The organism is Dactylosporangium sp. CS-047395 (assembly GCF_050942185.1).
GTDB lineage: Bacteria > Actinomycetota > Actinomycetes > Mycobacteriales > Micromonosporaceae > Dactylosporangium.
In genome coordinates this window covers 8,780,530-8,795,230 of the sequence record NZ_CP192015.1, presented here as the reverse complement: position 1 = coordinate 8,795,230, position 14,701 = coordinate 8,780,530, and the positions used below count along the sequence as shown (strand labels likewise).

The following is a 14,701-nucleotide window of genomic DNA, read 5'->3' as shown; positions in this document are numbered from 1 at the left end:
GGTGCGGTTTTGAGGGGGTGTGGGTGGAGCGAAGCTCCCCCACCGCTTTTCAGGACATTCGACGGTATACCCCGCCGCCAAGGCGCCCTTACAGTGCGAAACCTTCCGGTCCGTCAGAGATCCACGACCTCGCGGCCCAGCGGCCAGAAGGCGACCGGCACGAGCTTGAAATGCGCGATGCCGAAGGGAATGCCGATGATGGTCACGCACAGCGTGATGCCGGCCGTGATGTGGGTCAGGGCGAGCCACCAGCCGGCGACGACGACCCACAGGATGTTGGCGAGGCCGGTGACCACGCCGGCGCCGCCGGGCCTGGCCTGCACGGTGCGCCCGAAGGGCCACAGTGAGTAGACGGCCAGCCGCCACGACGCGATCGCGAACGGGATCGTGACGACGAGCACCAGACAGATCAGGGCGGCGAGGGCGTACCCGAGGAACAGGATGAACCCGCCACCGAAGATGACCCACAGGACGTTCAGGACGAAGCGAATCACCGACCGATCATCCCGTACCGGCGCAATCGGCGAATCCGGTACGCCCCCTAAGAACCCGGTACCGTCGGCGGCGTGCTGGAGCAGCTGTGGGGGATCGAGGACCTGGCGCTGTTCGCGCCGGCCGCGCGGTGGGCGCAGGGATCGTCCGGGCCGGTGGTGCCGATCGGGCGCACCGCGGACGGGCAGCGGGTGACGCTCGATCTGCGGGCGGAGGCCGACGGCGGGGCCGGGCCGCACGCGCTGGTGATCGGGGCGACCGGGACCGGCAAGACGGAGCTGTTGCGCAGCGTGGTGCTCGGGCTCGCGGTGCACAACTCGCCGGACGAGGTGGCGGTGCTGCTCGTCGACCATCTCGCGGCGGTGGCGTTTGCCGGGTTCGAGCGGCTGCCGCACTCGGCCGGGGTGGCGGGCAACCTGGTGGTCGGTGACGGCCTGACGCGGCTGGACGGGGCGGTGCACGACGAGCTGCGGCGGCGCAACGACCTGCTGACGGCGGCGGGGGTTGCGGACATCGTGGAGTACCGCGCGGCGGGGCACGTGCTGCCCCGGCTGGTGGCCGTGGTCGAGGACGTCACGGGGCTCATCGGCGCGCGGCCGGACTTCGCCCAGACGTTGCTGACGGTGGCGCGGATCGGGCGGTCGCTGGGAGTACACCTGCTGCTGGCAACCGAGCGGCTGGAGCCGGGGCGGCTGCGGGGCCTGGACGCGCGGATCGGCTGCCGGGTCGTGCTGGGGAGCGTCCCGGCTGCGCAGTTGCAGCGGGGCGGGGCGGCGCCGGTGCCGTTCCGGGTGGGGCGGGCAGGCCACGCGGAGCTGCTGGAGCGGCTGGCCGGTGATCATGACTTACCACCACGAGTCGGGCGGGTAACAGTTTTTTCCGGGTCGGGTTCCTGACTCGACTAAGGGTCCTTTGTTGCCGAAGGGCAAGCTCAACGCAAGGTGATCATGGCGCCTCGGAATGTGAAATACCACGCAGGGCGCAGCGGTGGTCCGGTGGTGATCCACACCGATACACTTCGCAGCGACATTTATCACATTGACTGTTGTGGTCCGAACAACTTCGGCCTCAGCCGGTAGAAGCTGGAGAACGCGCCGCGATGCGTCCCCCCGTGACACCTGTGCCCGCCTGCCCTATGACCACTGTGGACGGTGGCCGGTGACGACGCAGGGACTGACCCGCCGGAAGATGAGCGGCGGCGGTGTGTGGCTCTTTCAGGTCGGCGCGAGTTCGCCGATGGCGGTGCTGGCCGGCGGTATCGTCGCGACCTACGCGGCCACCGGACTCGTCGCCACCCCGCTGACCTTCCCGCTGCTGGGCATCATGCTCGGGCTGCTCGCCGTCGGATACGTGGCGATGTCGCGTGCCGTGCCGCACGCCGCGCCGGCCTACGCGCTGCTCGCCCACGCCTTCGGGCCGATGTCCGGGCTCGTCGGCGGTGCGCTCGCACTGGTCTTCTACTCCGCGATCCAGATGAGTCTGTACGGCCTGATCGGCTTCACCATCGCCGGCCTGATCGGCGGTTCGTGGCTGCTGTGGGCCGCCGTGATCTGGCTGATCGTGGCCATCTGCGGGCTGCTGCACGTGTCGCTGTCGGCGTTCGTGGTCGGCACCGTGCTCTGCGTCGAGCTGGCCGTCATCACGCTGTTCGACATCGCCAGCTTCACCCATCCGTTCAACGACGCCATCACCACCGCGCCGATCGACGTCAGCGGGCTGTGGGCCCCCGGCATCGGCGGTGCGTTCGCGCTCGGCATCGCGGCGTTCATCGGCTTCGACACCGCCCCCGCGTACTCCGAGGAGGTCCGCACCAGCCGCAGCATCGGCCGCGCGACCCTCGCCGCGGTCGTGTTCATGGCGCTGTTCTACGGGCTGTCGGCGTGGGCCCTGGCCGTGGCCGTCGGCGACCAGCAGATCGGCGCGACCGCCGCCAACCCGGACTCGGGCCTGCCGTTCTCGCTGTTCGACCAGTGGTACGGCAGCGGCCTGAGCCTGCTCGCCACGCTCCTGCTCGTCACCAGCGTCACCGTGGCCATGCTGTCGTTCCACAACACGATCGCGCGGTACCTCTTCGCCATGGCCCGCGAGGGTGTGCTGCCCGGCTGGCTGGCCCGCACCGGCACCAGCGGCCGGGCCCAGGGCGCGCCGACCGGCGGCTCGCTGGTGCAGAGCGTCTCGGCGCTGGTCGTCGTCGGCCTGTTCGCCGCGGCCGGGGCGGACCCGATCGGCGTGATCTTCACGTGGCTGTCCGCGGCCGGCGCGGTGGGCATCCTGGTGATGCTGGTGCTCATCTCGATCGGCGCGATCCGCTATTACCGCAAGGGCGGCGGCAGTACCGAGGGACTGTTCATCACCACCGTGCTGCCCTCACTCGGCGTGATCGGCGGCGTGGGCGTCCTGGCCATCATGGTGTCGCACCTGTCGTCGCTGCTGCAGATCGCCGACGACTCGCCGCTGCAGGCGATCCTGCCGCTGGCGGTGGTGCTGACCGTCATCGCCGGGGTGGTGTGGGGCTTCGTGCTGCGCGCCGGGAAGGCGCCCGTGCTGGCCGAGGTCGGCAAGGGCCGCCCGGACCCCTTGCGGGTCCTCGATCAGCGGCTGCAGGACCTCGATGTCTGACCCGCGCACGACCATGCAGAACGACTGGCAGCCGAACTCGTCCTCCCCCTCCTCGTCGTCCTCCTCGGTGCCCTGGTGGGCGATCGAGCGCACCAGCGAGGTCCCGCCCTCCGGATATCAGGGCTACGAGCCCGAGCCGGAGCCCGCACCGGGGCCGCGGCACATGCGCAGCGTGCCGAGCGAGCCGGTCGCGCCGCCCCCCGCGGCACCGAGCGTGGACATCACGCCGACCTATCGGGGCGCGGTCGTGGCCCGGCTGCGGCGCTTCTCGTTCCTGCACGCCCGGCACGCGTGGGAGCGGCGCCGCCGCGACCCGCTCGCCCCGCACGGGGTGGCCCTGTTCTACAGCGAACCGAGCGGCCGCCTGTACGACCAGCTGCGCACCGCGACCCGCATCTTCCTCGCCGACGACGAGGCGGCGTCGCTCCCGCACCTGCTGTACGGGCTCGCCCAGCACGCGCGGGAGGGGTACTCCGCGGACCCGCGCTTCGACCCGCGCACGTCCATGTGCAACAAGACCGACTCGATGACGCACGAGGCGGTGTTCGCCGGCATCGGGGTGGTCACGCTCGACACCCCCTACGGCGACTGGGTCACCGCCCAGCGCACCGCCCGCAGCGAGGCCGACCTGCCGGGGCGCTGCTACGCCCGGCTCATCGACGGCACCATGCTGGTCCTCGACCGCGGCGGGGAGCTGCAGTTCAACGCGCTCACCGTGGACTGCTCGGTGCGGGACGGGAACACGCAGTACGGCACCCCGAGCATGCACTGGCGCTGGAACCCGGCCCTCGCCGAGACGCCGGAGTCCGACCCGATCTACCACGTGTGGCGGTGGATGGGCGAGATCGGGCGGATCATCGACCACGGATCGCGGCCCCGATGACACCCGGGTTGCCGTTGCCGGGTGACCCGACGGTCGCGGGCCGGCTGGAGCAGTTGCACGCCGACCTGCTGCAGCACCGCGACTACGACCTCGGGTTCCCCGGCGCCACCGACCTGCCCGACATGAGCGCGCTGGCGCCGTTCGAGCGCCTGCTGCTCAACAACGTCGGGCACCCGTTCGCCCCCGGCGGGGCGTACCGGATGCACACCAAGCACCTCGAGTACGAGGTGATCGGCTTCCTCGCCGACCTGTTCGACGCGCCGCTGGACAACCGGCACGGGTATGTGACGACGGGGAGTACCGAGAGCACGCACTGGGCCTTGTGGCAGGCGCGGCGGCAACTGGCCGCGCCGACCGTCTACTGCTCGGCGGCCGCCCACTACAGCGTGGCCAAGGCGGCCGAGCTGCTGCGCCTGCGGCTGCACGTGGTGCCGACCGACGAGCGCGGGGAGATGCGCTACGACCTGCTGTACGCGGCGGTGGCCCGGGACGGCCGCAACCGCCGGGGGACGGGCGTGATCGTGGTGGCGTCGATCGGTACCACGATGACGGAAGCGATCGACGACGTGGGCCGCATCGGCCGGGTGCTGGACGCGGCCGGAGTCGAGCCCGACCGCCGCTGGATCCACGCGGACGCGGCCCTCGCCGGCGTGCCGCTCGCCCTCGACGACCCGCCCGGCCGCCCGGCCTTCACCTTCGCCGACGGCGCCCACAGCGTGGCCGTGAGCGGGCACAAGTTTCTGGCCGTCCCGTTCCCCTGCGGGGTGGTGGTCGCCCTCGCGGACCGCCATACGGGCCGGGGCGACATCACCTACACCGCCGCCCCGGACAGCACCATCACCGGCTCGCGCTCCGGGCACGCGCCGCTGTGGATGTGGTACCTCCTGCGCCACTGGGGCCCGGCCGGGCTGCGCGCCCGCGCGGAGAGCGCCCGGGCCCTGGCCCGCTACACCGAGCAGCAGCTGCGCGGCATCGGCTGGCCGGCCTGGCGCGCCCAGCCGCGGGCGTTCACGGTGGTCTTCCCGCGCCCGCCACAGCCGCTGCTGGACCGGTGGCCGCTCGCGACCGACGAGCGCGGCAACGCCCACGCCGTGCTGATGCCGGGCGTCCCGCGCGAGCGGGTCGACCGGTTCGTGGCCGACCTGAGCGCGGCACTCACCGCCTCGACCGGCGCCGGCCTCGTCCCGGACGCGCTGGCCAGCTGAGGCTCACTCGTCGAGCCAGGTGATGGTGGGCCGCTCGGGCTTCGGGGCCAGGGGGTTGAACAGCGGCTTCGGCGCCGGCCGGGGCGCGGGTGGTTGCGGCGGCGGCGGTGCCTCCGGCGGGTCATGACCAAAAGGCATGGCCGTCTCGTACTCGAACCCGTCCACCGGCACCGCCTCCACCCGGATCGTGGTCACGGCCGGCGCCGGGGTGCGCAGCGGCCGGAGCGAGAGCTGCGGCGCGGCGGCGGGCTCGGGCGGCGCCACCCTGGGCACCGTCGGCGTGAACCACGACGGGGGATCGGGCGGCGGTGGGCGCTCCGGCGGGGCGGCGGGCCGGGTGAAGACGCCCGAGGCGGTCTCGCGGTTGGCGTAGTGGTCGCGGTGCGGCCGAGGGCTCTCCCGGGACGTGTCTGCGTGCTGCTTGGAACGGACCACGCGCGGCACCTCCTCGCGTCGATGGTCTGGCGTGAGGCGTGGCTGTCATGGTGTACGGAATCCAGGCCCGCCGGGATCAGTCGCGGCCGCGGGTCTTTTGCTCAATATGGGCGCGTTGGATGTGGTAGGAGCGGTAACGTCCGGCTCGTGCAGTGCGTACGGGCCGCGCCGCCGTGACACGCCGTCCGCCGCACTGACACCACAGACAAGATCACCTCAGGTCGGCGGTATGCTGCGCCGTCGGCAACGACCACATACCGGCTTGGCGCTGTAGGACCGGAGGACCGTGCATGACCGACGCGCCGGACGAGTACAGCTCTGAACTCATCAATGTCATAGACGTGCCCTTCCTCGACCTGACCGAGCTGACCCGGACATCGCCGATGCTGGCCCGCGCGCTGGAGTTCGTGCTGGCCGACGTGATGAGCGGGCACGACCCGGTCGCCGGCTTCCAGAGTGCGATCTGATCCCATCGCCGGCGTGCATCGCCTGCCGGGCCGCACCTTCGACGCGATCGCGGCCGGGCGCTTCGACGAACCGGCGCTCGACGCGCTGCGGGCCGCCCAGTTCAGCCGTCACCTCCTGCTCATCCGCGGCCTCGTGGACGCCGCCCGGGCGCACCTGCCCGAGCGGCGCGCGGCCGTGGACGGGGCGCTGGCCGTGCTGGCCGAGGCGCAGCGGCGGGACCCGGCGGCGTTCGCGGCGGTGCTCGGCTACCCGTACGTGGGGAGCTGGGCGGCGTTCACCCTGCGCCGGATCGCGGCCGGGGCGGGCGACGCGGGGCATCACCTCGACCAGCTGAGCGCCGTGGCGGCGGCGGCCGCGATCCGGGCCGGGGTGCCGACGCCGGTCGAGGTGCCCGCGCCCGGCGGCATCCTGCACCTGCCCACCCTCGGTACCGTGCGCGGGGAGCCCGGCCGGCCGGTGACGATCGAGCCGGGGCAGGAGCCGGCGGCCCGCTTCGGCGACGCCTGGCTGGCGGTGACGTCGCTGGGGCTCATGCGGTACAACCGCGGCGTTCTTCTCGACGATCTGCACCCGTATCGCGCGCCGACCGGCATGCCGCCCGCCGCTCGCCTCGGGCCCGCGGAGCGGGAGGACTGGGGCCGGCTGTACGGCGACGCCGAGCGCTGGCTGGCCGAGCGCAGTCCGGCCGCCGTCGGGCTGCTGCCGCTGCTGCGGGTGGTGACGCCGCTGGCCGGCCGGGGCGGGCTGCACGGGCTCAGCGCCACCTCGCGCTACGCCTTCGGATCGGTGGTGCTCACCCCGCCGGACGGCGCGAGCGGCTTCGCGGCCACGCTGGTGCACGAGCTGCGGCACGGTGCGCTCAACGCCCTCCTGGATCTGGTACCGCTCATCGCCGCCGACTCGTCCCGCCGGTACTACTCCCCGTGGCGCCGGGACCCGCGCCCCCTGCACGGCATCCTGCACGGCGTCTACGCGTTCCTGGGCGTGCTGGAGTACTGGCGCGGGGTGGGCGAGCGGACCGGGCGGACCGGCTTCGAGCTCGCCCGCACGGCCGCGCAGCTCGCCGCGGCCATCGACACCCTGGAGCGCTCCGGCGGGCTGCTGCCGGCCGGGGAGCGGTTCGTCGCCGCCCTGCGCCGCTCCCTGGAGGGTGACGGCGCGGTGGAGGTCGCCGCGCCCGCCGCCACCGCCGCCCGCCGGGTCATCCAGGAGCACCGCCTGGCCTGGCGGCTGCGCCAACTCCGGCCCGACCCGGCCGCGATCGCCGCGCTGGCCGCGGGGTGGGCCGCGGGCGACCTCGCGCCCGGTCCGGCTCCGGCCGTGACGATCGCCGAGTCGGTGGACCCGTTCGTGGAGCGGGGCCGCACCGCACTGCTCGCCCACGCCGCCCAGGAGCCGCAGCGGTCGGACGACGCCCTCACCCGCTGGCCCGACCTGCTGGACGGGGACGTCGCGCTGGCCGCCGGCGATCTCGCGCTGGCCGCCGACCGCTACGCGGCCCGCATCGCCGAGGCGCCCGACGACCTCGACGCGTGGAGCGGCCTGGCCATGACCAGCGCCGACCCGATCTGGGCGAGCCCGGAGCTGGTGTACGCGGTGCACCGCCGGCTCACCGCCGACGGCCGCCCGGCCGACGTGACCGACCTGGCCCGCTGGCTCGCCCCGCTCGCCGACGGCTAGATCGGCGGCGGCTCCAGGTCCAGCTCGAAGCGGTAGCCCTCGCTGACGCTCAGCAGCTCGGGGTGTTCGGGGTAGGAGTGCTCGCTCAGGGCCTGGGCCACCTGGTCGCGCAGGGCCGTCCCGCCCGCGGTGTCGCCGCTGGCGATCAGGTCGAGCGCGTAGTTGTAGCGGCAGCCCAGGGCGTACGGGTGCGGGCCGTAGGCCGCGTAGAAGCGGTCGGCGGCGAGCTTCGAGTACTCCACCGCCTCGTCCGGCCGGCCCAGCGCGTGCAGGTCGTTGGCGAGGTTGTTGGCGCAGCACAGCAGCGGCGGGTGCCCCTCCGGGCCGCCGACCCGCCGCAGCCGGGTCATGGTGTCCTGGTTGAGCTCCAAGGCCCGCTCCGGGTCGCCGCTGAGCCGCACCGCGATGGCCGTGTTGATCGCCGCGAGCAGCGTGAACGGGTGGTCCAGGCCGAAGTGCCGGCGGTACTGCCCGAGCGCCTCCGTGCCGTGCCGCACCGCCTCCTCGTACTCGCCGTTGACCCGCAGCGTGTTGGCCAGCGTCATCTGCGACGAGAGCGTGTGCTCGTGGCTCGCGCCGAAGCGGGCATCGTGCTTGCGGTAGCTGTCCTCGGCGATCGTCCGCGACCCGACGTAGTCGCCCAGCTTGCGCAGCAGGATCGCCTGGGTGCGCAGCGCGACGAGGTAGTTGGGGTTGTCGACGCCGACCGTCGCGCGGTGCCCCGGCAGGTACTCCTCCAGCCGGGCCCGGGCCTCCTGGTACTGCCCCAGCCCGTAGAGGTCGCGCACGATGTTGGCGTTGATCTCGTAGTCGAGCGAGTCGAGCCGGTCGTCGATGAGCTCCTGGCGGGTCCGGAAGGCCTCCTGGTCGAGCTCCAGCGCGCGCTCGAAGTCGAACAGCAGCCGGTAGTCGATGGCCAGGTTGTTGAGCGCGCGGGCCAGGTTCAGGCTGTTGGTGCGGTCCGGCTGGCGCTGGAACTGCTCGCGGATGCGCTCCAGGTTGCGCACGTCGTGGTCCCGGGCCTCCTCGAACTTGCCCAGGTTGCGCAGGTCCGCGCCGACGCTGAGCCCGACCAGGCTGACGAACGGGTGGTCGGGGGAGAACAGCGGGCTGCTGAGCAACAGCCCGTAGGTGCGCTCGTTCAGGGCCCGGGCGCCGTCGGCGTCGCCGACCGCCCGCAGCGCGTTGGCGAGGTACCGGTCGGCCAGCAGCTTCTGCTCGTCCCACCGGTCGGGCGGGCCGAGCCGCCGCTCCCAGGCCGCGCTGACCCGCTCGGCCAGCGAGCGGCTCGACTCGTACTCGCCCTGCTGGTACTTGTACCGGATCTGCTCCAGCAGCATCTTGCGGGTCGCCTCGCGCTCGTCCGCGAGCAGCCCGTGGTCCAGGGCGTGCAGGACGTGCGGGGCCAGCTCCGCGTGCCGGCGCCAGGTGCTGGACCGGTCGGGGAAGCCGGGGGTGGCCCGGGTCAGGATGCCCACCACCGCCGCGCGCAGCTGCCGGCGCAGGGCCTCGTCCATGTCGTCCTCGATGACCGCCTGCACCAGGCGGTGCACCACCAGGGCCCGGTTCACCGGGTCGAGGCGGGCCAGGCCGTAGCGGCTGACGTCCTGGACCGTCGTGCTGCGCAGGACCGGATCGCGCAGCGCCTCGCGCAGCGGGAACGGCACGTCCTCGCCGACGCCCCGGTTGAGCATCTCCACCGAGATCGGTTCCGGGCTGAAGAACGCCATCAGCTGCATGAGCTGCGCGGAGGCGGGCGAGAGGCTGGTGAGCCGCTCGATCGACACCTGCCAGGTGACGGCGACCGGCAGCGAGGTGCCACCGCGGGCCGGCTGCTGCAGCAGGCGCTGCCGGTGCTCCCGGAACAGCTGCAGGAACTCGCCGCTGGTCATGGCGCTGCTGGCGTGCCAGGCCGCGGCCTGCTCCAGGGCCAGCGGGAGGTCGCCGAGCACGTCGGCGATCTCGTCCGCCTCCTCGGGCGTCATGGTCTGGGAGCGGGAGAGCAGCATGCGGATGCTCTCCTCGCGGGTGAAGACGTCCACCTCGATCATCGGGGCCAGGTTGGCCCACAGCCGCTCGCGCGAGGTGATCAGCACGTGGTACGTCGGCAGCGGCAGATAGGGGTCGACGATGTCGATGTCGTCGGCGTTGTCGTAGACCAGCAGCCAGCGCTCGTGCGGCTGGCGGGCCCGCAGCGCCTCCAGCACCTGCTCGATCGCGCGGGCCCGGTCGGCCACCGAGAACCCGAGCTTGTCGGCCAGCGCCACCAGCGAGTCGCGGATGGCCGAGGCCTCGTGCGCGGGCACCCACCAGACGAGGTCGTACTCGTTGCGGTACCGGTAGACGTACTCGGTGGCCAGCTGGGTCTTGCCGACCCCGCCCATGCCGTTGAGCGCGCTGGGCAGCACCGCCGTGACCGAGACCGCGAGCTGGTCGTGCAGCTGCTCCAGCAGGCCCTCGCGGCCGGTGAAGTTCGGATTCCGGCCGGGGATGCCGCCCCAGACGGCCGGCCCGCGCCGAACGCCCTCGCCCGACTGCCCGGTGACACCCTCCTCGATCACGTCGCCTCCCACATCCTCGCCGCGGTCGATGCCTCTATCGTCCCCTGAAGCGTCCAGGATCGGGGAGTCAGGATCGAGGACGACGGGTGCCTCGCGGGTCACCGAGGTGCGCGCGATGCGCAACCGGCGCTCCCACTCCTCGACCGCCCGCTCGTACTGCCCGCCGAGCGCCCGCAGGAAATCGGCGTTCGCCGCGGCGAGGGCCGGCGCGTCCTGGATCACCGGCAGGTCGGGCGAGCTCATGAACGCGAGGAAGTCCAGCGGCGAGCCGTTCATGCGCTGGAAGTACTCGAAGATGGTGCGGGCCAGGTGGTTGCGCTCGCCGCGGGTGAGCGCCCCGAGCAGGTTGCGCCGCAGCGTCCCGTCCATGCGGAACTCCTCGTCGCGCGGGTCGTCCCGCTCGGCCGAGCGCTGCGGCTCGATGAGCCCCTCGGCGACGATCTCGCCGAGGGTGGTCGGCGGCGCGCCCGGCACGACGATCTCCCGGATGAGCCGGATGATCGAGCGGCGCAGCGGGACGGCGGCCAGGTAGGTGATCAGCCGGCGCAGGTGCGGAGGGAGCCGGGCGGCCCGGGTGAGCAGCTCGCCGGGGGCCGGCCGGTCCGGCGGCACGGCGTCCACCGGCGGCAGGGTTGTGCCGTCGGCGAAGAAGGCCTTGCTGCGCTGGCGATCGGCGTGCCCGCCGACCAGCCGCCCCCAGGCCCCGAGGCCCGCCGCGTCGAACGGGAAGACCGGGATCGCGACGCCGGACAGCGGCCGGTCGGGCGAGGGATCGAGCAGCCGCACGTCCAGCAGCGCGGCGGGCGTCACCGGCGCCGTGGAGCGGAACTCCACGTCGGCGATCGGCAGCCGCTCCAGCCGGTCCCAGACCCGCTGCGGCAGGGTCTGCACGATGGCGAGCGGCGCGCGCGGGCCGAGCTGGGCGAACGCGGCCGACATCCGCCCGTCCGCCCAGGCCGCGCCGAGGCAGTCGGTCACCACCAGCACGGCCGTCTCGCCCGCCGGGTCCAGCAGCGACGTCGCCCGCCACAGGTCCGGCGGGCCGCCGCGGGTGGTGGCGAACCGGACCGGCCCGTCCTGGCCGGGGTCGACGAACCGCACGTCGATCCCGCGGAACGCGGCCAGCCGGCGCAGGAGCGTGACGAACTCGGTCATCGTGTCGGCCCACATCCACATCGTGGTGCCGACGTCGAAGACCACGGTCAGGTGTAGCCGCCGGTCGGTCTCCGGCCGGATGACCGGCAGGATCGCGCGGGCCTGGGCCGACAGCTCGACCGTCAGCCGCTCGTCGAGTGTGCGCTGGAACCGCGACGGCCGGCGCAGCCGCAGCGGGCGCAGGGCGCGGGCCAGCGTGCGGGCGTCGGGCAGCGCGGGAACGGTCGGCAGCCGCAGCGACTGGTCCGGGCCGTCGCCGAGCGAGCCGCCCAGCGGTTGCAGGCGCACCTCGGGGTTGTTGTGCGCCGAGCGGGCGGTCGGTTCGAGCAGCTCGGGCTCGGGCTCCAGCAGCGCGGTGGCACCCTCCGCGGGCGCGGGAGGTCGCGCCGGCCCGGCCGGTCCGCGGTCGACCGGCTCGGGGCCCGCGAGGTCGTCGCCGGCCGGCTCGGGCGGCCGGACCGGCGCCGGCCCGGCCTCCACCGCGGCCGGGCCGGTGGCGGTGCCCGGCGCGACCGAGAGATGCTGGACGAGCCAGAGCAGGTCGGCGATGTCGCGGGCGGTGAGCTCCGGGTCCTCGGCGACGAGCCGCTCGATGAACCTGTCGAGCATCAGTCCGGCTGGTTCCACGTCAGCGGCGCGAAGATGTCGTCGAGCAGGCGCCCCTGCACCTGTGGGTCGTCGACGTCGATGGTGGTGGCGAGGTACACCGCGTTCAGCAGCTGATCGATCGCCAGGACCGAGTGCTGGCTCAGCGTCTTGAACCGGGCGATGACCTCGGCGGCCCGCTCCGTCGCGGGGGTGCCGAGCTGGGCCCGCACGATCTCGGTCAGCGTCTCGCTGTCCGGCGGCTCCACCGTGATGCGCAGGCACCGGCGCAGGAACGCCGGCGGGAACTCGCGCTCGGAGTTGTTCGTGATCACCACGATCGGGAACTCGTTGCAGCGCACCACGCCGTTCTCCACCACCGCGGTCACGCCGGGGTCCGCCGTGCCGACCTCGACGCTCGCCGCGTCGACCAGCCGGGCCAGCTCGGGGATCTCGAACTGCCCCTCCTCGAACACGTTGAGCAGGTCGTTGGGCAGGTCGACGTCGCTCTTGTCGAGCTCGTCGATGAGCAGCACCCGGGGCCGCTCGCGGGGCAGCAGCGCGGTGCCGAGCGGGCCGAGGCGCAGATAGCGGCCGATCGGGGCGACGGGGTCGGTCTCCCCGGACCGGTACAGGTTGGTCTCCTGCAGCCGGCCGATGGCGTCGTAGCGGTACAGCGCCTCCTGCAGCTGGCTGCGGCTGGTCACCGGCCAGTGCAGGACCGGGCCGAGCTGCAGCTCGTAGGCGATGCTGAGGGCCAGCGACGACTTGCCGGTGCCCGGCCGCCCGGTCACCAGCAGCGGCCGGCGCAGCAGCATCGCCGCGTTGGCCGCCTCGACGATCTTGGCGCCCGGGCGGTAGCTGCGGGCCCGCTCGGCCAGGCCGGGCGGCAGGGCCGGCTCGATCTCGGGCCGCAGCGGCTCGACGGCCGGCAGTTCGCCGTTGAACCGGCGCCACGGCGGGGCCTCGGGCAGGCGGGCGAAGCCGTCGTGCGGCTCACCGTAGCCGCGGTAGACGCGCCAGTCGACGGGCTCGGTCACAGGTGCTGCTCCTTGAGTCTTCGACGGTCACGGGGCGGTCGGCGGGGCGTCAGCGCTGCGGTGCGCGCAGGGGCGGGGCGCGGAACTCGGCGGGGATGCGGTCGGCGTCGTCCCAGACGAGCGACAGGTGCCGGCCCAGATCGTCGCCGACCCCGGCCAGCATCCGGATCCGGCGCACCTCGGCCGGCAGCCGCCCGGGTCCGAACCGGCCGGCCACCGCCAGCACCGTGTCCAGCATCGTCGGCCCGAGCCCGGCGTGGCGGCTCCAGACCAGCACCGGCACGCCGGCCGTCAGTGCCGCGGTGAACGCGTCGTTCTGCAGGCTGCGGGCGGCCGGCAGCGGTCCGTCCAGGGCGAGCACCAGCGGCCCGCGCGTCCCGTCGCCGGCCCGGTCGGCCCGCCACTGCCGCGGCCCGGCCGGCGCCGAGACCTGGACCGTGCGCTCGCGCTCCGCCGCGCGGTTCAGCCGGGCCCACCGCTGCCGCCACGCGTCGCGCTCCCGCGGGAGCCGGCGCAGCCGGTCGAGGCTGCGCAGCACGACGGTGTGCCGGGCGCCGAGCTCCTCCCGGCTGCCGGGCGCGTCGCCGGCCGTCCACTGGTCGACCGGCTCGGTGATCAGCGCGCGGGGCAGCACCATCTCGATGGTCAGCGGGTCGTCGGTCTCGCGGGCCGCGCCGCGCAGCGCCACTCGCAGCGCGGTGGCGACCTCGCCCACGGTGCGCAGGTGGTCGTCGATCAGCAGCGGGTGCTCGGCGCGGTTGCCGTGCTGCACCCAGACCGACAGCAGGTAGCGGTCGTCGGTGAGCGCGTCGGGGCGGACGATCACGGTGAGGTACGTCGTCGGGTCGACCGGCGCCGCGTCCGGGGCCGGCCGCCAGTCGAGCAGGCCGGGTGCGAGCCCGAGCCGGGCCGCGACCTCGTCCGTCCACTGCCGCAGCCGCGCGGCGCCGACCACGTCGAGCCGCTTGGCCACCCGGGCCAGGAACGCGAGCAGCGGCGGCGCCTCGTCGTCGACGCCCACCAGCGACTCCAGCCGGGTCGTCAGGTCGGCGGTCGAGCCGTCGCCGGGCAGGTTCGCGTCCAGCGGCACGGTGTCGCGGAAGGCGGCGACCAGCACCGCGCGGTCGATGCCGGTGAGCCCGGCCAGCAGCCGGGCGCGCTCGCCGCCGGTCAGCCACTCGTCGGGGAACAGCACGTCGGCCATCCGGGCCAGCCGGTCCAGCGCCGGGTGCGCCGGTGCGAAGCGCCGGACCTGGTCGATGAGGTCGCGCAGGGCGCCGGGCCGGGTCAGGCAGGCGGCGGCGATGGCGGCGAGGTCGGCCCGGGCGTCGTCGGTCTGCGGCACGGCCAGTCCCTTGTGCGACTGCTCGAGCTGCACCAGCAGATGGTCACGGGTCGCCCGGAGCCGCAGCGGGTCGATGCCGAGCAGCTCGTCGCGCAACCGTTCCGAAACGTCGGGCAAGGCGTCAGGCAACTGCGGTGACCCCCTGACCCATGGACGGCCGGATGCATCCCGCCACCGGCGGTGGGGCGACATTTACGGTCATGCTAGGTGCTGGATTCCCGGTAAGCCTCACC

At 73.8% G+C, this 14,701-nt stretch carries 11 protein-coding genes; 6 read left to right on the top strand and 5 right to left on the bottom strand.

The features are described 5' to 3' along the window. Positions 1-113: 113 nt before the first annotated feature. Positions 114-494 carry a YccF domain-containing protein gene (locus ACQP00_RS41025; RefSeq protein ID WP_433207264.1) on the bottom strand — a complete coding sequence of 127 codons (381 nt, stop codon included), beginning with the start codon at positions 492-494 and terminating at the stop codon, positions 114-116. Positions 495-566: 72 nt separating this feature from the next. On the opposite strand from ACQP00_RS41025, the gene ACQP00_RS41020 reads away from it, so the two are divergent. The 4 genes from ACQP00_RS41020 to ACQP00_RS41005 all read left to right on the top strand — a co-directional run bounded on the left by ACQP00_RS41020 (position 567) and on the right by ACQP00_RS41005 (position 5,199). After that, positions 567-1,388: an FtsK/SpoIIIE domain-containing protein gene (locus ACQP00_RS41020; protein ID WP_433207261.1), complete on the top strand. Its 822-nt coding sequence runs from the start codon at positions 567-569 to the stop codon at positions 1,386-1,388. Positions 1,389-1,650: 262 nt separating this feature from the next. Then, positions 1,651-3,111 (top strand): APC family permease, encoded by a 1,461-nt coding sequence (locus ACQP00_RS41015; RefSeq protein WP_433207258.1) that lies wholly within the window; start codon positions 1,651-1,653, stop codon positions 3,109-3,111. Continuing rightward, the gene (locus ACQP00_RS41010) at positions 3,104-3,994 is read left to right on the top strand and encodes a hypothetical protein (RefSeq protein ID WP_433207255.1); all 891 of its coding nucleotides are present in this window, start codon (positions 3,104-3,106) and stop codon (positions 3,992-3,994) included. The genes ACQP00_RS41015 and ACQP00_RS41010 overlap by 8 nt, the downstream gene beginning before the upstream one ends. Continuing rightward, positions 3,991-5,199, top strand: coding sequence for a histidine decarboxylase (locus ACQP00_RS41005; protein WP_433207252.1), 1,209 nt, complete (start codon positions 3,991-3,993; stop codon positions 5,197-5,199). The genes ACQP00_RS41010 and ACQP00_RS41005 overlap by 4 nt, the downstream gene beginning before the upstream one ends. 3 nt (positions 5,200-5,202) lie before the next feature. Here ACQP00_RS41005 and ACQP00_RS41000 read toward each other — a convergent pair whose 3' ends face one another. Continuing rightward, the gene (locus ACQP00_RS41000; protein WP_433207249.1) at positions 5,203-5,634 is read right to left on the bottom strand and encodes a hypothetical protein; all 432 of its coding nucleotides are present in this window, start codon (positions 5,632-5,634) and stop codon (positions 5,203-5,205) included. Positions 5,635-5,924: 290 nt separating this feature from the next. Here ACQP00_RS41000 and ACQP00_RS40995 point away from each other — a divergent pair, with 290 nt between their 5' ends. After that, positions 5,925-6,101: a hypothetical protein gene (locus tag ACQP00_RS40995; protein ID WP_433207246.1), complete on the top strand. Its 177-nt coding sequence runs from the start codon at positions 5,925-5,927 to the stop codon at positions 6,099-6,101. Positions 6,102-6,114: 13 nt separating this feature from the next. Then, on the top strand, positions 6,115-7,782 hold the full coding sequence (locus tag ACQP00_RS40990) for an aKG-HExxH-type peptide beta-hydroxylase (RefSeq protein WP_433207243.1): 1,668 nt from the start codon (positions 6,115-6,117) through the stop codon (positions 7,780-7,782). Here the strand turns inward: ACQP00_RS40990 and fxsT are convergent. The 3 genes from fxsT to ACQP00_RS40975 are packed head-to-tail and all read right to left on the bottom strand — an operon-like array spanning position 7,779 to position 14,585. After that, positions 7,779-12,107, bottom strand: coding sequence for an FxSxx-COOH system tetratricopeptide repeat protein (gene fxsT / locus ACQP00_RS40985; protein WP_433207240.1), 4,329 nt, complete (start codon positions 12,105-12,107; stop codon positions 7,779-7,781). The two genes, ACQP00_RS40990 and fxsT, sit on opposite strands and share 4 nt — an antisense overlap. Further along, positions 12,107-13,123: an AAA family ATPase gene (locus ACQP00_RS40980; RefSeq protein WP_433207237.1), complete on the bottom strand. Its 1,017-nt coding sequence runs from the start codon at positions 13,121-13,123 to the stop codon at positions 12,107-12,109. The genes fxsT and ACQP00_RS40980 overlap by 1 nt, the downstream gene beginning before the upstream one ends. Positions 13,124-13,172: 49 nt before the next feature. Beyond that, positions 13,173-14,585: an effector-associated domain 2-containing protein gene (locus ACQP00_RS40975; protein ID WP_433207234.1), complete on the bottom strand. Its 1,413-nt coding sequence runs from the start codon at positions 14,583-14,585 to the stop codon at positions 13,173-13,175. Between the last annotated feature and the right edge of the window lie 116 nt (positions 14,586-14,701).

What these genes read in the sequence shown, in the direction of transcription:
- ACQP00_RS41010 (WP_433207255.1), top strand. Translation starts at nt 3,104, where the DNA reads ATGTCTGACCCGCGCACGACCATGCAGAACGACTGGCAGCCGAACTCG.
- fxsT (WP_433207240.1), bottom strand. Translation starts at nt 12,107, where the DNA reads ATGCTCGACAGGTTCATCGAGCGGCTCGTCGCCGAGGACCCGGAGCTC.
- ACQP00_RS41005 (WP_433207252.1), top strand. Translation starts at nt 3,991, where the DNA reads ATGACACCCGGGTTGCCGTTGCCGGGTGACCCGACGGTCGCGGGCCGG.
- ACQP00_RS40995 (WP_433207246.1), top strand. Translation starts at nt 5,925, where the DNA reads ATGACCGACGCGCCGGACGAGTACAGCTCTGAACTCATCAATGTCATA.